Origin of the sequence: Phenylobacterium sp., assembly GCF_965284355.1 — a bacterium.
Taxonomy (GTDB): Bacteria; Pseudomonadota; Alphaproteobacteria; order Caulobacterales; family Caulobacteraceae; genus Phenylobacterium.
In genome coordinates this window covers 1675112-1691256 of record NZ_OZ260078.1, presented here as the reverse complement: position 1 = coordinate 1691256, position 16145 = coordinate 1675112, and the positions used below count along the sequence as shown (strand labels likewise).

Here is a 16145-nt window from a genome sequence, read left to right as displayed (position 1 = left end):
GCCATGCCAAACCTCATCCGCCGCAGAGAGCTGCTCACCTTCGGGGCCGCCGCCGGCCTCGCTGCGATCGCCGCCCCCGCCTGGGCCCAGCGGCTCGACATCTGGGAGCCGCGGCGCGCGGTCCTGCACAACCTTCATACCGGCGAGGCCTTCAACGAGGTCTACTACGCCAACGGCAGTTACCTGCCCGACGCCCTGGCTGAAGCGAACCGCGTGATGCGCGACTGGCGCACCGGCGATCAGACGTTCATCGACCCTGGCCTGTTCGACGCGCTCCACGCGATCCAGCAGAAGCTTGAGACGAACCAGCCCTTCCAGGTGGTCTCGGGCTACCGCTCGCCCAAGACGAATGCGATGCTGCGCTCGCGGTCGAAGGGCGTGGCCGAGCACAGCCAGCACACGGTGGGCAAGGCGGTCGATATCCTCGTGCCGGGCGTGGACCTCGCCAACCTGCGCGACGCGGCGCTCGACCTCGGCGCCGGCGGCGTGGGCTACTATCCGGTCTCCAACTTCGTCCACGTCGACACCGGGCGCGTCCGCCAGTGGCGCGGGGCCTGAGGCGCCGGCGGCCTCCTAGCTGACGGCTCGCGCCTTCGGTCGGACGTCCGCGCGCTCAACCACCACCTGGTGCGGGTAGGGGAAGCTGAGGCCCCGGGCCTCCAGCGTCTCCTTCGCCTGTTTGGTCAGATCGAAGCGAGTGTCCATCCAGTCGTCCGGCGAGGCCCAGCAGCGCAGGGTTACGCTCACCGACGAGTCGCCCGCGGCGGTGACCTTGGCCCAAGGCGCAGGCTGCTTCAGCACGCGCGGATCGGCTTCGGCCAACTCGATCAGGGTGGCCAGGGCCACGTCCAGGTCGTCCTCGTAGTCGACACCGAACACCAGCTCGATGCGACGCCGTCCCGCCTGGCTGATGTTGACGATCATGTCGCCGAACACCTTGCCGTTGGGCAGGTACAGGGTCAGCCCGTCGTAATCGACAAGCTTGGTGTTGAAGAGGTCCATCCCCACGACCTTGCCCTGGCGGCCGTTCAGTTCGACGCGGTCGCCGGCGCGGTAGGGGCGCAAGAGCAGGATCATCACGCCCGCCGCGACATTGCCCAGGGTGCCCTGCAGCGCCAGGCCTATGGCCAGCGAGGCGGCGCCGAGAACCGCCAGCACCGACGTCGCCTGCACGCCCAGCTGCTGCAGCACCGCCACCAGACCGATGGCGATCACGACGTACTTCACCAGCGTCGAGACGAAGGTGGCCAGGGTCTTGTCGGCCTGTTGATGATGGCTGGGCAGGCGGCTCAGCGCCCGCTCGGCCAGCTTGCCCAGCCGGCCGGCCAGCCACAGCGTCACGCCCAGGATCAGGAGGGCGACCAGCAGGCGGATGGAGAATGAGCCCAGCGTCGCGGCCATGCCGCGCAGCATCACGGGGTCGCCGGACAGCGCCATCCCGACCATGTCGAAGAAGGGCGTGACAGGGTCTTCGGTCTTCGGGGCCAAGCGGGATCTCGCGTCAACGTCCCCCGAAGGCCAGAACCCGCGAAGCGCCACAGCGATGCGTCGCTGTCAGAAAAATTCGATCCGTCTGGTCGGCGCCGACGGGCCGACAAGGCCCATATGTGACGCCTCGATCCTGAAACTGGAGTTCTGCCCGATGGCCCTGTCACTCTACGACGCCTCGATCCCCGGCTTTGTGCTGATGCTGAAGAATCTGGCCGCGCTCCTGGCCAAGGCCGAGGCGCACGCGAAGGCGACCGGCATCGATCCGCAAACCTATCTCGACAAGCGTCTCGCGCCCGACATGGGCACGTTCACGGCCCAGATCCAGTTGGCCAGCGATGCGGCGAAGGGCGGCGCGGCCCGTCTGGCGGGCGTCACCCCGCCCAGCTTCCCCGACACCGAGACGACCTGGGATCAGGTCAAGGCGCGCGTGGCCAACACCATCGCGTTCCTGGAGTCCCTGGATGCGGCCAAGTTCAATGACGATCCCGAGCGCACGGTCGAGATGCCCGTCCCCGGCCGGACGCTGACGTTCACGGCCCGGGACTTCCTGTTCACGATCGCACTGCCGAACTTCCACTTCCACGTGGTGACGGCGTACGGCCTGCTCCGGGCCGCCGGCGTGCCGCTGGGCAAGATGGACTACCTGGCCGGCGGCCGGCCGGAGGCGCTGGCCGCCTGACTAGGGCCTGTTGAGATTCAAGATTCTCGAAGGCGGCGTGGTGTGATTCAAGCTGCGGATGGAACGATTCGTTTTGACCGACGCCCAGTGGGCGAAGATGGAGCCGCACTGCCTGGGGAAGCCGAGCGATCCCGGGCGTAGCGGCGCGGACAACCGGCTCTTCATCGAAGCCGTCCTGTGGATCGCCCGGACCGGAAGCCCATGGAGGGATCTTCCGCCCTCGTTCGGCAAGTGGAACACGGTCTACACGCGTTTCCGCGACTGGCGTGACGCCGATGTTTTCACACGGCTTTTCGACGCCTGCTCGGACGAGCCGGACATGGAGTACGCCATGGTCGACGCCACCATCGTGAAGGTCCATCGCCACGGGCAGGGCGCAAAAGGGGGACTTCGAGCCAGGCCATCGGGCGCTCCAAGGGCGGCATGACCACCAAAATACTGGCGCTCACCGACGCGCTCGGAAACCTGGTCCGTTTCGTCCTGCTGCCCGGTCACCGCTTCGACACCGTGGGCGTCGCGCCGTTGATCCAGGGCCTCGAGTTCGACGCTTTGCTCGGCGACAAGGCATTCGACAGCAACGCCATCATCGCCGAGTTGGATGAGCGCGGCGCCAAGGCCGTGATCTCTCAGCATCCTCGCCGCGCCATCCCCCTCGACATCGACACCGAGGTCTACAAATGGCGTCACCTGATCGAAAACTTCTTCTGCAAGCTCAAGGAGTTCAAACGCATCGCCATGCGCAGCGACAAGACCGACCGCAGCTTCTCAGCCATGATCCACCTCACCGCCGCCGTCATTCACTCGCGCTGAATCTCAACAGGCCCTAGGCGGCTTTGCGGTATTCCATCGCGGGCGCCCTTTCGGCGCTCGCCACCTTCTGGGGCGCGCGTGCGGGAAGGTTGGTCCAGATCCAGACGGACCCCAGAACGACCATGAAGAGACCGAACATGGCGAAGACGACGGTCAGGACGACGACAGTGGCGACGGGCATAGGGCTCTCCCTTGAAACACCCGTCGGATAGCCGCCCCGCCGTGGCGCGCCCTTGATCCAGGTCAAATGGGCCGCGCTTCAGCAGACGCGGAATTCCTGGCTCATCTGGATCTGGTAGGTGCGGGCGACCCAGCCGGCGACCTCCTTGTCGATCGCCAGCGCCGCGCAGCGGTCGGCCTTGCTGGCCGTCACGCCGGCCAGGTTGCCGCCGGTGCGCATGCCCGTCATCAGGCTCCGCCCGTAGATCGCCACCGCGTTCTGCGGGTCGTCGGCCAGCACCTTGGCGAAGTCGGAGGCTGCCTGGTCATTGCGGCCGATCTTCAGGAACAGGTAGGCGCGGTCCAGACGTCCGTCGACGTGGTCAGGGCGCAGCGCCACGGCCTTGTCGCAGTCACCCGGCGCCTGCGCGCGCCAGGTCCCCCGTGCGGCGGCGGCGCACAGCCAGGCCCAGTTGTGGTGGTCCTTCGGATTGGCCTCGGCTCTGTCGGCGATATCCACCGGCAGCGCCTGCGACTGGCGTAGCGCGGCCTTGATGCCCTCGACCACTTGGCCCTTCTGACCCTGGCACAGCGCCGGGACCTGATAGTCGCCCGCTTCGACCACCCGGCCACGCTTGCCGGAGTAGCCGGCGACAGCACTGAGCAGCTTGCCATCCAAGGTGAAGGCGCCGGACTGGCCATCGAAGATTCGGTTGGCGGCACAGTCGACGGTGGCGACCTGGCTCACAAGGGGCCCGGCGTCTTTGATCGAGCTGACCGTCCGGCCGACCTTGACGACGGTCGCGGTCACCAGCCCGTCTGCGCCGCGCTTCACAGTGTCCAGCGCCACGTAGGTGGCGTCGGTGGAGTTCGACACTACGAACTGCAGCGGCCCGGTCGGGAGGGCGGGCGGATTGGCGGCGGCCGCGGCGGCCTCCTGATTGGCGCGCGAGACGTCGCTGAACATCCAGAGCCCCAGGCCGCCCGCGACCAGGACGCTCAGTCCCAGGAACACGAACAGGACCGTGTTCGGCGTTTTCCGCGCCATCGCAATCTCCCCCCAGTTGCACGCGCGCGATGCTCGCGCTCGCGCGGAACGTACCGGCGGATCGCGGCGTTCGTCCATATGGCCAAGCTTGGGCTAGGCGGCCCGACGCCATGTGAAAGGCATCCGGCGGCCCCCTTGGGTGCGTAGCTGTCAGGCGGCGCTCGGGGTAGAGTGCGCGCGCAGCGATGGAGCGATCGATGTTGGTCAGGACCGTTGGATGGGCGCTCGCGGCCGCCTGCCTCGCCGGTGCGGCGCAGGCCGAGGCGCTCTCCCCGTCGCGGGCGCTGGCCCAGGCCGTGCGGCCGGAGCTGGCCCGCGCGCCGGTTGTGAAGCTGTCGCTGGATCCGCGGTCGGCCGAGGCGCACGCGCTGAAGCGCGCCGGGATCGCCCGCACGGCCATCGATCGGCGGCTGGATGACGACGTGACCGGGGCGCTGGGCTTCCTTTGCGGAATCCAGCCGGGCGCGGAGCGTAGTGGGGCGGCCGCCGCGCGCGGGGTGGATCCGTCGGGCCGATTCGTCGGCGCCAAGCTCAGCCTGGCCTTCCGGTAGGCTCCGGCGGCGCCATCTGACTCCCACGCCGCGATGTGCAGGGGGGGATGCACGGCCTCTGTGCAGAAAACGCATAGCGACAGTGCGAAATCGCTGACCAATAAGTAACCGAAGCAGTGCTATCAGGGGGGTGTCCGAAGCGCGGACGGCCCGGCTCCCCACCCGGGCCTCCCCAGACCGAAGAAAGCCCTCGTTATGATCCTCTCGTCCCTGCGCAGCCTGATCCAAGTGGCGGCCGCTCCGGCCCTGCTGACGGCGATGCTGGGCCTGGTGATCGGTTTCGCGACCATCGGGGTCGTCGGCGCCGTCTAGGCGTTCTCCCCGCGCGCGGCGCTCCCCACAGCCCGCAGCCCAAAGCGCACGTCCCCAGCGTGCGCTTTTTTCTTTGGGCGCTGCGCCGTCCGACCTTCCTGTCGCCCACATGAACGACCGGCTCCGGGGGCGTTCAGACGCGCCCCTCTACCTTCCGTCTCGAGATGCCGGCGTCTCCCAGGCCCGGCGAACGAAGGAGTTGAGCCATGACCAAGATCCTGACCAAGGCCGTTCTGGCCCTGACGGTCGCCGGCGCGGTGGCGCTGCCCGCGAGCCAGGCGGCCGCGGCCTCGAAGACGGAAAGCGCGCTGCTGGGCGCCCTGATCGGCGGTGTCGCCGGCGCGGCGATCGGCAACGGCAAGACCGAAGGCGTCGTCCTGGGCGCCGTGGCCGGCGCCGCCGTGGGCGCGGCGGTCGACAATGACAACGACAAGCGCCGCTACCGCAACGGCTACGCCTATCGTACGAGCCGCCCTTACTACAGCGACAGCCGCAACCGCACCTACGATCGCGGCGACTATGGCCGGGACGGCTACTACGGCCGCGGCTCGTACGACCGCTACGACAACGGCTACGGCTACGGCTATCGCCGCTAGGCCTTGATTTCGGGACACACGCCGCCTGGGGCGCTGCGCGAGCAGCGCCCCTTTCTTTTCGCATGTGCGAAATTGCAGAGGTGCCGTGCAAAATCGCTGATCTATGCAGCGTTCAGATTCTGGTATCCATCGATCGTCCCAAACGGACGCCCCGCTCCCCTGGGGTCCCCAGAACTGAAAAACTAGGTGTGTGTTATGTCTCTTATGAAGAATTTCGACCGGATCGCCCCCCTGTACCTGCTGGCTCTCGGCGTCTTCGCCGCGATCTCGACGGCGGGCCTGGGCGTCTAACCCCTCCCCATCCTCACGGTCGACACCGAGGAGGGGCCCTTTCGGGCCCCTTTTCGTTTTTGGGCGTTCGCAGGTGCGTCATACGAAAGCGAATAGCATAACCTAGAATCAAACGATTGAACACTGCTTAGATTGTGCTATCTAAGCATTGTCCAGATGGACGGGGGCCGGATCGGCCGGCCCCGAAGCAAGCAAGGAGACTGCTATGTCGTTCCGGATGAACCGGGTGCTCGACATGGTCGTGACGTACGCGGTGCTGGGTCTGACCCTGGCCGTCGCCGGCGCCACCGCCATCCTCGGCGCCTGACATGACGCTCGACTAGAGACCTCGCCCCCGCAACGCGCTGGGCGGGGTCCACGAGCTCAAGATCCAGGTCCGAGCCGTCGTAGAGTTGTCTCCGAATCGGGCCTATAGTTTTCCCCAGTAACGTCGATCTCTTGCATTGGGGTGCTGTCTTCAGTCCCACTCTGATCGTCATACGCGCCGCGAAGCGAACCCGGAGGATCGGCCATGCAGGTCCTTAAGGCTCCGCCGTCTGGCTGGCCCTGTCTGGTGCTCAACGCCGACTTCCGGCCGCTATCCTACTATCCCCTCTCGCTCTGGCCCTGGCAGGAAGTGATCAAGGCCGTCTTCCTCGATCGCGTGGACGTGGTGTCCACCTACGACCAGGAAGTCCACTCGCCGTCCTTCGCCATGAAGCTGCCCAGCGTGGTGTCGCTCAAGCAGTACGTGACCCAGGACCGTCCGCCGGCCTTCACGCGGTTCAACCTGTTCCTGCGCGACAGCTTCACCTGCCAGTACTGCACGGCCGACCATGATCTGACGTTCGACCACGTGATCCCGCGCTCGCGCGGCGGCCGCACGACGTGGGAGAACATCGTCACCGCGTGCGCGCGCTGCAACCTGACCAAGGGCGGCCGCACGCCGCACGAGGCCCACATGCACCCGCGGCTGAAGCCGCGACGGCCCAGCGCCCATGAGCTGCAGGAGCGCGGCCGGAGATTCCCGCCGCACCACCTGCATGAGAGCTGGCTCGACTACCTCTACTGGGACATCGAGCTGGAGGCTTAGCGGGCTTCCAAGTCGTGAAGACGGACGCGAGCGATGCCCAGCAGCGCCTCGACGTCGAAGCACTGCGACAGCGCATCAGCGATCTCGTCCAGGGCGGCGTCCACCACAGCCGAATGATCGCCGGCGTGCGTCGTCGCGCCGAACTGCGCCAGGAACGCCGCACGGGCCGGGGCCTTCGCGAACAGGCCGTGGACGTAGCAGCCGGCGATGCGGCCGTCGGGCGAGACGGCTCCGCCGGAGCTGAGGAGTGGGCGGCTTAGCGCGGGGCCGGTGGTGCGGCCGACGTGCATCTCGTAGCCTTCGAAGGCGCCGCCGAGGAGCTGGCCGCGGACGGGCTTCAGCACCTTGTCGCCGGTCAGCGCCGTCTCGAGGTCGAGCAGGCCCAGCCCTATAGCCTCGCCGGGCGGGCCCTCGATCCCGTCGGGGTCGATGATGCGCCGGCCCAGCATCTGGAAGCCGCCGCAGATGCCCAGCACGCGGCCTCCGCGGCGGACGTGGGCGGCCAGATCGATGTCCCAGCCCTGGGCGCGGAGAAAGGCGAGGTCGGCGAGGGTGGCCTTCGTGCCGGGGAGAATGACGAGGTCGCAGACCGGCAGCGGCTGGCCGGGGGGCGTGAACCGAAAGTCTACGTCGGGCTCGGCGCGCAGGGGGTCGAAGTCGTCGAAGTTGGCGATGCGCGACAGCATCGGGACGGCGATGGTCAGTTTCGCGGGCGCGCTGCCCAGCGGCCGCTCCAGCACGACCGCGTCCTCGGCCGGCAGGCGGGCGGCGGCGGGCAGCCAGGGCGCCATGCCGAGGTCGGCCCAGCCCGTGCGGCGAACGATCTCGGCGCGGCCCTCGTCAAACAGGGCCGGGTCGCCACGGAACTTGTTGATCAGGAAGCCCTTGATGCGGCCGCGGTCGGCGGCGTCCAGCACCTCATGGGCGCCGACCAGGCTGGCGATCACGTGGCCGCGGTCGATGTCGCCGATCAGGACGACGGGGATGTCGGCGGCGTGGGCGAAGCCCATGTTTGCGATGTCGTTGGCCCGCAGGTTGGTCTCGGCCGGGCTGCCGGCGCCTTCGACGATGACCAGATCGGCCTGCGCCTCCAGGCGCCTGAAGCTCTCGACCACGATCGGAAGGAGGGAGGCCTTGCGGTCCTGGTAGGCGGCGGCCTGCCATGTGCCTTCCATGCGGCCGCGCACGATGAGCTGGGCGCCGGTGTCGGACTGGGGCTTCAGCAGCACCGGGTTCATGTCGACGGTGGGCGGGGTGCGGCAGGCGATGGCCTGCAGCGCCTGCGCCCGGCCGATCTCGCCGCCGCCCTGTTTGCCATTGGGCGCCGTGACCGCGGCGTTGTTCGACATGTTCTGCGGCTTGAACGGGCGAACCGTCAGGCCACGGTTTGTGAACAGCCGGCAGAGGCCCGCGACCAGCACCGACTTGCCGACGTCCGACCCGCAGCCCTGTAGCATCAGCGCGGCCATCAGGCGGGCCCGAGGTAGTCGACCAGCGCCTCGGGGCCCACGCCGGAGATGCACGCACGGACGTCGAACACCTGGGCCAGCAGTTCGGGCGTGAGAGTCTCAGCCATAGGCCCGAAGGCGACGAGCCGGCCCTCGCGCAGCGCGATGACGTGCGTGGCGTGGCGCAGCGCCAGGGTCAGGTCGTGCAGGGTTGTCACCACGAGGCGGCCCTCGTCCACGGCCAGTCGTCGCAGGCGGGTGATGGTGTCCAGGCGATGGCGCGGATCGAGCCCCGAGATCGGCTCGTCGGCCAGCAGCACCTGCGGGTCGCCGACCAGGGCCCGGGCCAGCATGGCGCGGGCCAGCTCGCCGCCCGAGAGCGTGGTGGCCGGCTGGAAGCGCTGGGGGATAAGGTCGAAGGTCTCAATGGCCTCGGTCAGCCGCGGTTCGAAGCCGCCGGCGAGGCCCCCGAACGCCGGCAACTGCGGCGTCAGGCCCAGGGCCACGACCCGCTCCACCGAGATCGGCCACTCGGCGCGCAGGCTCTGGGGCAGGTGGGCGCGACGCCGCGCGAGGTCGCGGCGGTCGAGGGTCAGCACCGGCTTGCCGTCGAGGGTGACATCGCCGCGTTCGGGCTTCATGAGGCCGGCTAGGCAGTTCAGCAGCGTCGACTTGCCGGCCCCGTTCGCACCGATCAGGGCCACGAACATGCCGGCCTCAAGACGGGCCGACACGCCATCGACGATGGCGCGGCCCCCGCGCTGGACGCTGACGTTGCGGGCCTCCAGCACGCTCATGGCGCCAGCCTTCTAAGGCGAACGACCAGCCAGAAGAAGAACGGCGTGCCGATCAGGCTGGTGACCACGCCCAGGCGCAGCTCCGAGCTGGTGTGCAGGACACGGGTCAGGATGTCGGCCAACAGCAGCAGCGCGGCGCCGAACAGGGCCGACGGCAGCAGCGTGCGGCTGGGCTGGTAACCCACGAACGGCCGCACGAGGTGCGGCGCGATCAGGCCGATGAAGCCCACCGAGCCGGTCACCGAGGTGGCGGCGCCTACCGCCAGTGCCGTACCCAGCAGCGCCAGCGCGCGGGTGCGGTCGAGGTCGACGCCCAGGCTCGAGGCCTGAGCTTCGCCGAGCGAGAGCGCGTCGATGGCGCGGCCCATGGTGGCGAGGATCGCGAGGCCTACCAGGATGAACGGCCCGGCCAGCAGGATGTGGTCCCAGCTCTTCTGCGAGAGCGAGCCCAGCATCCAGATGCTCATCTCGAACGCGGCGTAGGGGTTGGGTGCGAAGTTGAGCGCCATCGCCAGGAAGGCCCCCATCAGACCGGAGACGGCCGCGCCGGCCAGGATCAGGCTGAGCGTGCCGCCGCGGCCCAGCGCGAAGGTGAGGGCGCCGGCCCCTAGTGCGCCCGCGAGCCCCAGGATCGGCGTCGCTAGGGCGAACGCCGTCGCCAGGCTGAAATAGATCGAGACCACAGCGCCCAAGGCCGCGCCGCTGGAGACGCCCAGCAGCCCGGGCTCGGCCAGCGGATTGCGGAGCAGTCCCTGCAGCACCGCCCCCGATAGGCCCAGGGCCGCGCCGACCAGGATCGCGAGCACGGTGCGGGGCAACCGCAGTTCCAGGACAACGAGGCGGGTCAGGCTGAGATCGGAGGAGGTCAGGGCGTGGAGGATCTCCTGGGGCCCGATGTTGACCCGGCCCAGGAACAGCGAGGCCGCCGCCGCCACGATCAGCAGCAAGACCGCCAGGGCGCTCATGGGCAGCGGACGCGGGGTCATCGGACGGCGCCCTTCGGGAGCCCGTCGAGCTGGCGGCGCAGGTCCACGGCGGCCTTGGCCGACTGGGGCAGGCCACAGTTGAAGGCCACCTCTGGGTAGGCCAGGCGGCGGCCTTCGAAGACACGGCGCACCACGCGGTGGCGGGCCTCGTCGTTCTGCAGCAGGGGCTTGGCGCCGCCTGCGAAGACCAGGGCGTCGGGCCGGGCCTGCAGCAGCCGCTCGACATCGAAGCCCGTGTAGAGTCCGCCCGGCTGGGCGGCGATGTTGATGGCGCCGGCGGCGCGGATGATACGGTCGGCGAAGGTGTCGGAACCCGGCACGGTCGCGCCGCCGTCCCAAACGACGACGCGATTCGGGCGCTTGGGAGCCTGCGCGGCGAGCTGCGCGAGGCGGGCGTCCAGTTCGCGCACCAGCGCCTCGGCCCGCGCCGGCTCGCCGACGGCGGCGCCCACCTGGCGCAGGTTGGCCCTCACATCGTCGAAGGTGCGCGTGCTCTTCACCTCGACCAGCGGCGCCCCGACCTCGTGGGCGAGGCGGCGCGTCACCGCGAGCGAGAAGTCGCCGGTCAGGATCAGGTCGGGCCCGAACCTGATGATGTCTTCCGGGGTCCCGTAGTTGACGGCGATCCCGTCGGCGGCGCCCGGGAAAAGCGCCGCCGAACCGTCCCGGGCGAGATAGGTCACGCCCGCGATCCGGGACTTCGGAACCAGCTGCAGAAGCAGCAGGTCGGTGCACTGGTTCATCGACAGGATGCGGACCGGCTTGGCCGAAGCGGCGTGGGCGGGGAGGGCCAGGAGGACGAGAGCCGCAAAGGCCGAGCCCAACGCCAGAAGCCCTCTCCCCCTTGCGGGGAGAGGGTTGGGAGCGGGGGTGTCAGCGCCGCGTTTGCAGGCTCGCACCCCCACCCCCGACGCCTCCCCGCAAGGGGGAGGAGAGAGGCGTGTCCCTGTCCTCAGAACTTCACCCTCGCGCCGACGTAGGCCGCCCGCCCGTCGGTCGGGAAGGCGAAGACCTCATAGTAGTCTTCCGAGAGAAGGTTCTCGACCCGCGCATAGACCTCGACGTGATCGTCGATGTCGTAGCTGGCCGCGATGTTCACCAACGTGAACGACGGCAGCACCACCTTGCCGGCGTTGGCGCCGGTCGCCGGTTTCACGTTCGGCAGCGAAGCCGGGAACGGCGTGGCGATACCCGAGAAGTTCTGGTCCAGCTGGCGGCCGTTGTAGCGGACGTTGAGGTTCAGCGTGGCGCGGCCGTCCAGCGGCTTCCAGGTCAGGTTGGCGCTGCCGATGTGCGGCGCGCGCCGGATCTCCTCCAGCCCGTTCTCCTTGGCCGAGAGGTCTGTGTAGGAGCCTGACAGCGTCAGGCTCTCGACGATCTCGAAGCGGCCGAACAGCTCGACGCCATGCTGCTTGGACTTGAACTCGCGGTTGCAGGACGTGCTGGTCCCGGAGGGCGGGGCCGGGCAGGCGGCCGGGATCGCGCCACCGATGTAGGTGAAGATCTCGTCGTCCAGGCGGGCATCGAAGTAGGTAGCGCCCAGCGAGACGCGGCCGTCGAGGAAGAGCAGATCGACGCCGGCCTCCCAGCTTCTGGATTTCTCGGGCTTCAGGTTGGGGTTCCCGCGGAAGGGGAAGGGGCCTGTGGCGTTGAAGCCGAACAGCTCGGTCTGCGACGGGTTCTTGATGCCCGTGCCGGCGGCGGCGCGCAGGTAGATCATCTCGTTCACGGCGTAGAGGCCGTGGACCTTCCACGTGGTGGCGTCAGCGAAGAAGTCGTTGGCGTCGTGGCGGATGGCGCCGCCGATCGTGACGTGCTCGCCGATCTCGAGGTCATACTGTGCCACGAGGCCGGTGTTCTCGATGGAGCGGCGTGTCGTGTCGGCTCCGGCGCTGGGCGGCGAGGTGTTCTGGTAGGTCTCCTTCTCCCAGTCGACCGCGCCGGTCAGGCTGTGGACGAGCTCGCCGGTGGTGAGGCTGTAGGTCGTGGCGTACGAGGCCTTGGTGCGCACACCGTCGTTGCCGCTGCTCCGACGATTGGCGCTGTAGCCGTTCCGTTCGGCGTCGAGGCCCTGGATCGACAGACTGTGGGTCCAGGCGCCGTCCAGCAGCTTCAGGTCGGCGCCGGCGAACCAGAACAGGCTGGTGGCGTCGGAATAGCTGCCGAAGCTGTCGATCTGGCCGCGACCAAAGCTGGAGCTGTTGGTCTCGGCATGGGTGTTCGTGTAGCGCACGACGCCGCGCAGGCGGAGCGCATCGGTGACGTCGTAGGCGGCCTTGGCGCTGAAGTTCTCCAGTTCCGATCCCACCTTGCGACGCCCGTTCGGCAGGGTCTGCATCACGTAGCCGTCCGTGGTCTGGACGTCGGCGTTCAGCACCAGGTCCAGTGGGCCCAGCACCACGCCATAGCGGGCCGCGCCGCCGAATGTGCGGTGCGAGCCGGCCTCGACGCGGATGCGTCCGCCCGGCTGCTCGGCGGCGGTGGGGGTGATGTAGTTGATGACGCCGGCAATGGCGTCCGAGCCGTAGAGCGCGCTTTGCGCCCCGCGCAGGATCTCGATCCGGGCGACGTCGTCGCTCAGCAGTTGGCCGAAATCGTATTCACCCTGGAACGGGTCGGCGGCCTCGATGCCGTCGATCAAGGTGAGCACGTGGTTGCCCTCGGCGCCGCGCACGCGCACGGCGGTGAGGCCGCCGATCGGATCGTAGTGATCCCAGGCGAAACCGGGCACGTCGCGCAGCACGTCCGAGACCAGGCGCACCTGGCGGTCCTGCATCTGCTCGGGGGTGATGACGGTGACCGAGGCGCCGACCTTCGCCGCATCGACGCCCTCGGGCGAGCGCGTGCCCGTGACAATGACGCCTTCGACGCCGCCGTCATCGGCCTCGGAGGCGACAGCGGGATGGGAGATCAACAGCGCCGCTGCGGCGGCGCCCAGGAAGTATCTTGTGGCCATGCGAAGGGCCCTCTCTGTCCGCGTCCTTGCGACATGACGGAGGGCCTCCTTCAGCGCGGGGCCCGCGCTGAGGTCGACGGATCGGCGGACGTGGACGCATGCGCGGGCCGTCCGATCGATCGAAACGGCCCTCGCCGTTTCTCGTCGTCGCTCAGACGGAGATCCGCGCCCTGGAGGTCCACTGCCCCAAAGCTCGAGCGACACGCATCGACCGGTTTCCTGGCTCGCGGGTCATCACGACATGCGCCCTGCCTTCCCAGGCCCGAAGGTCCAGTGGCTGGCGGAGAAACCCCCGCCCGACGCATGCGCTCACCGCTCACAGTTGCAGGGACAGCCGCAGATCGGGGCGAACCCCTACTGCGTTCCCGATTAAGCCCGAAGGCATCGGCGCGCATTGCGACATGGCGGGTAAACCCGCCGCATCACGCGGGCCTAATGCGCCGCTCCGCTCCCAAAGTCCATGGCGCGGCAGGTCGCTTATTCCGTTGCGGAACCCGCGATCAGGGCGCGAACCGCGGACTCGATGACAGCCTGGGCGCGGCTGGGGGACAGGCCCTGTTCGTTCCGCAGGCGGGCCCAGGCTTCGAAGCTGAGGAGCAGCGCAAGCGCCTCGACCCGGTCGCGGTCGCGGGCGACGGCCGGGGGCAGTCCCTGTTCCAAAATCTCGCGCTGCTGCTCGACCAGCCTCGCATAGTCGCCGCCCAGGAACTTCGAACGGTGCTTGAAGGCGTCTGCGGCGCGCTTGTATGGGGCCATCTTCTCGTAGGCGATCGAGAACCGGCCCGCGCGTTCCAGAAGTCGCGCCTGCCAGGTGTCGCCTTCCAGCGGACGCTCCAACACCGCGCGCACCTCGACCCCGACCACCGCGGCGATCTCGCGGTACAGGCTGTCCATGTCCTGGAAATGCCGGAAGACCGTGCGCAGGCCGACGTCGGCGCGCGCGGCTACCTGCTCGGCGCTTGGGGCGATCTCGCCGCCGTGCACGATCTCCATCATCGCTGCCACGATCCGGGCGCGGTTGTCCTGCCCGCGACGACGGCGGCCATCAGCGATCTCGAGGTCAGGGGCGGAGTCGATGGGGCGAGTCATTGTCGCGGAGTTCTCGCGCGCCGGCCACGCAACTGTCGAGGGTCTGGGTTGACGCGGGCATTTAGTGGCACGCATACTGTCACTATATTCAGGAGCCTGCCATGGACGTTCTCCGCACCCCCGACGCCCGGTTCGAGGGGCTTCCCGACTGGCCCTACGCGCCGCGCTATCATGAGATCACGGACGCCGACGGCACGCGCCTGCGGATGCACTACGTCGACGAGGGGCCGCGCGACGGGGCCCTAGTGCTGGTGATGCATGGCGAGCCGTCGTGGGCCTATCTCTACCGCCACATCATCGCGGGCCTGGTGGCCAAAGGCCACCGCGTGCTCGCGCCCGACCTGATCGGCTTCGGCCGTTCCGACAAGCCGGCCAGCCGCACCGACTACACCTATGAGCGGCACGTCGACTGGATGAGCCAGTGGCTGACGGGGCTGGATCTCACGGGCCTCACGCTCTTCTGCCAGGACTGGGGCGGGTTGATCGGCCTGCGGCTCGTCGCGGCGTTCCCAGAGCGGTTCGCGGGCGTCGTGGCGGGCAACACCTTCCTGCCGGTGGGCGCAGGCATGACGGACGGCTTCAAGGCCTGGCTCGACTTCAGCCAGCGGGTTCCGGAACTGCCGGTGGGCTTCATCGTCAACGGCGGGTCGGGGCGTAACCTGACCGACGCCGAGGTCGCCGCCTACGACGCGCCGTTCCCGGACGAGAGCTACAAGGAAGGCGCCCGGCAGTTTCCGGCCCTGGTGCCGGTGACGCCCGAGCACGCCTCGGTGGCGGAGAACAAGGCGGCGTGGGAGGTGCTGGAGCGCTTCGACAAGCCGTTCGTCACCGCCTTCAGCGATGGCGATGCGGTCACGCGCGGCATGGACGTGCCGCTGCAGGAGCGGATCCCGGGCGCCAAGGGCCAGCCGCACGTGACGCTGAGCGGCGGACATTTTCTGCAGGAAGACAGCCCGCAGCAGATCGTGGACGTCGTCGACGCCCTGATCCGCCGACGGGGCCAGGGGAGGAACAAGAATGAAGGTTGAGAATGCGGTGATGCCGTCGCCCGAGCAGGCGATGGGCTTTTTCGGGATGGAGGAAGACGGTCCGTTCGTGATGGTCAACCTGCTGCGCTTCAAGGAGAAGGCCGAGTACGCGGACGGCTCGGACAGCCATCTGTCGGGGGCCGAGGCCTATGCCCGCTACGGTGAGGAAGTGCGCAAGCTGGTCGAGGGGCTGGGCGGCAGAATCCGCTATCAGGGCCGGGTGGCCGGACTGCTGCTGGGTGAGGTCGAAGACATGTGGGACGTGGTGGCGCTGGCCGAATACCCGTCGCTGGCGGCCTTCCGCGAGATGGCCATGTCGCCCGCGATGCACGCCATCGAGCATCACCGCGTGGCGGGCCTGGCCGGCCAGCTCAACATCCGGACCAAGCCGGGCGTCGGGTTCTAGCCTAGGCCCGCCGGCGCAGCGACAGCGCCAGGAATACGGCCGCCAGCACCACCGTCACCGGGCTCGCGTAATGTTCGGGAGGGTGGTGCGGGCCGGGCTTCAGCACCCAGGCCTGCAGGGTCATCAGGCCGCGCTCCAGGATCAGCAGCGCCAGGAACAGCGGCGTCAGGGGACGATAGCGCAGGGCCACGGCCAGCATGGCGAAGCCCAGCGCCAGCTGGGTCGCGCCCTCCCAGGCGAAGACGCTGACGACCAGGTCGCGCTTGTCGCCCATGTCCAGGCCCGCGATCACCCCGGCCCCGCCGTCGGGCAGGAAGCTGTGGATCAGCCCCGGGATGATGGTGAGCACCGCCGCCAGCGCCAGGAACCAGGCGGCCGAGCGGGCGCCGCGATAGTCTGCGTTCGTCGAGGGCGGCAGCAGCATCG

18 protein-coding genes and 1 riboswitch are annotated in these 16145 nt (G+C 68.8%); of the genes, 8 read left to right on the top strand and 10 right to left on the bottom strand.

Annotation, left to right across the window (positions count from 1 at the left end):
* Positions 1 to 3: 3 nt before the first annotated feature.
* Positions 4 to 558: a DUF882 domain-containing protein gene (locus ACQ66R_RS08245; RefSeq protein ID WP_430420907.1), complete on the top strand. Its 555-nt coding sequence runs from the start codon at positions 4 to 6 to the stop codon at positions 556 to 558.
* A 15-nt stretch (positions 559 to 573) separates the two neighbouring features.
* Here ACQ66R_RS08245 and ACQ66R_RS08240 read toward each other — a convergent pair whose 3' ends face one another.
* On the bottom strand, positions 574 to 1488 hold the full coding sequence (locus ACQ66R_RS08240; RefSeq protein WP_430420905.1) for a mechanosensitive ion channel family protein: 915 nt from the start codon (positions 1486 to 1488) through the stop codon (positions 574 to 576).
* A 154-nt stretch (positions 1489 to 1642) separates the two neighbouring features.
* On the opposite strand from ACQ66R_RS08240, the gene ACQ66R_RS08235 reads away from it, so the two are divergent.
* Together ACQ66R_RS08235 and ACQ66R_RS08230 are read left to right on the top strand one after the other, a co-directional pair.
* A complete protein-coding gene (locus ACQ66R_RS08235; protein WP_430420903.1) occupies positions 1643 to 2170 on the top strand; it encodes a DUF1993 domain-containing protein in 528 nt (175 codons plus the stop codon).
* A gap of 58 nt (positions 2171 to 2228) precedes the next feature.
* Positions 2229 to 2980, top strand: a protein-coding gene (locus ACQ66R_RS08230) for an IS5 family transposase (RefSeq protein WP_430420901.1) whose coding sequence is annotated in 2 segments (ribosomal slippage) — positions 2229 to 2559 and positions 2559 to 2980 — 753 coding nt in all. Because the reading frame shifts where the segments join, the coding sequence is not laid out codon by codon here.
* Positions 2981 to 2993: 13 nt separating this feature from the next.
* Here the strand turns inward: ACQ66R_RS08230 and ACQ66R_RS08225 are convergent.
* Together ACQ66R_RS08225 and ACQ66R_RS08220 are read right to left on the bottom strand one after the other, a co-directional pair.
* Entirely contained in the window at positions 2994 to 3161 is a 168-nt protein-coding gene (locus ACQ66R_RS08225) for a hypothetical protein (protein ID WP_430420899.1), read from the bottom strand.
* Positions 3162 to 3239: 78 nt separating this feature from the next.
* Positions 3240 to 4187 carry a tetratricopeptide repeat protein gene (locus ACQ66R_RS08220; protein WP_430420897.1) on the bottom strand — a complete coding sequence of 316 codons (948 nt, stop codon included), beginning with the start codon at positions 4185 to 4187 and terminating at the stop codon, positions 3240 to 3242.
* 197 nt (positions 4188 to 4384) lie between these two features.
* On the opposite strand from ACQ66R_RS08220, the gene ACQ66R_RS08215 reads away from it, so the two are divergent.
* The 3 genes from ACQ66R_RS08215 to ACQ66R_RS08205 all read left to right on the top strand — a co-directional run bounded on the left by ACQ66R_RS08215 (position 4385) and on the right by ACQ66R_RS08205 (position 7009).
* Positions 4385 to 4738 carry a hypothetical protein gene (locus tag ACQ66R_RS08215; RefSeq protein ID WP_430420895.1) on the top strand — a complete coding sequence of 118 codons (354 nt, stop codon included), beginning with the start codon at positions 4385 to 4387 and terminating at the stop codon, positions 4736 to 4738.
* Between the two features lie 518 nt (positions 4739 to 5256).
* Positions 5257 to 5646, top strand: a complete 390-nt coding sequence (locus ACQ66R_RS08210) for a YMGG-like glycine zipper-containing protein (protein WP_430420894.1) — start codon at positions 5257 to 5259, stop codon at positions 5644 to 5646.
* Positions 5647 to 6448: 802 nt separating this feature from the next.
* On the top strand, positions 6449 to 7009 hold the full coding sequence (locus tag ACQ66R_RS08205) for an HNH endonuclease (RefSeq protein WP_430420892.1): 561 nt from the start codon (positions 6449 to 6451) through the stop codon (positions 7007 to 7009).
* Here ACQ66R_RS08205 and ACQ66R_RS08200 read toward each other — a convergent pair.
* The 6 genes from ACQ66R_RS08200 to ACQ66R_RS08175 form a co-directional block, all read right to left on the bottom strand.
* The gene (locus ACQ66R_RS08200) at positions 7006 to 8478 is read right to left on the bottom strand and encodes a cobyric acid synthase (protein WP_430420890.1); all 1473 of its coding nucleotides are present in this window, start codon (positions 8476 to 8478) and stop codon (positions 7006 to 7008) included. The genes ACQ66R_RS08205 and ACQ66R_RS08200 overlap by 4 nt on opposite strands.
* On the bottom strand, positions 8478 to 9254 hold the full coding sequence (locus ACQ66R_RS08195) for an ABC transporter ATP-binding protein (RefSeq protein WP_430420888.1): 777 nt from the start codon (positions 9252 to 9254) through the stop codon (positions 8478 to 8480). The genes ACQ66R_RS08200 and ACQ66R_RS08195 overlap by 1 nt, the downstream gene beginning before the upstream one ends.
* Positions 9251 to 10240, bottom strand: coding sequence for a FecCD family ABC transporter permease (locus tag ACQ66R_RS08190; RefSeq protein ID WP_430420886.1), 990 nt, complete (start codon positions 10238 to 10240; stop codon positions 9251 to 9253). Before ACQ66R_RS08190 ends, ACQ66R_RS08195 begins: the two co-directional genes overlap by 4 nt.
* Positions 10237 to 11064 carry an ABC transporter substrate-binding protein gene (locus ACQ66R_RS08185; RefSeq protein WP_430420884.1) on the bottom strand — a complete coding sequence of 276 codons (828 nt, stop codon included), beginning with the start codon at positions 11062 to 11064 and terminating at the stop codon, positions 10237 to 10239. Before ACQ66R_RS08185 ends, ACQ66R_RS08190 begins: the two co-directional genes overlap by 4 nt.
* A gap of 128 nt (positions 11065 to 11192) precedes the next feature.
* A complete protein-coding gene (locus ACQ66R_RS08180; protein ID WP_430420883.1) occupies positions 11193 to 13196 on the bottom strand; it encodes a TonB-dependent receptor plug domain-containing protein in 2004 nt (667 codons plus the stop codon).
* A gap of 192 nt (positions 13197 to 13388) precedes the next feature.
* A riboswitch (cobalamin riboswitch) is annotated at positions 13389 to 13600 on the bottom strand.
* Positions 13601 to 13673: 73 nt separating this feature from the next.
* Positions 13674 to 14285, bottom strand: a complete 612-nt coding sequence (locus ACQ66R_RS08175; protein WP_430420881.1) for a TetR/AcrR family transcriptional regulator — start codon at positions 14283 to 14285, stop codon at positions 13674 to 13676.
* Positions 14286 to 14386: 101 nt separating this feature from the next.
* Here ACQ66R_RS08175 and ACQ66R_RS08170 point away from each other — a divergent pair, with 101 nt between their 5' ends.
* A complete protein-coding gene (locus ACQ66R_RS08170; protein WP_430420879.1) occupies positions 14387 to 15313 on the top strand; it encodes a haloalkane dehalogenase in 927 nt (308 codons plus the stop codon).
* A complete protein-coding gene (locus ACQ66R_RS08165) occupies positions 15303 to 15719 on the top strand; it encodes a DUF1330 domain-containing protein (protein WP_430420877.1) in 417 nt (138 codons plus the stop codon). Before ACQ66R_RS08170 ends, ACQ66R_RS08165 begins: the two co-directional genes overlap by 11 nt.
* Position 15720: 1 nt before the next feature.
* On the opposite strand, the gene ACQ66R_RS08160 is transcribed toward ACQ66R_RS08165, so the two are convergent.
* Entirely contained in the window at positions 15721 to 16143 is a 423-nt protein-coding gene (locus ACQ66R_RS08160) for a hypothetical protein (RefSeq protein WP_430420875.1), read from the bottom strand.
* Positions 16144 to 16145: the final 2 nt, after the last annotated feature.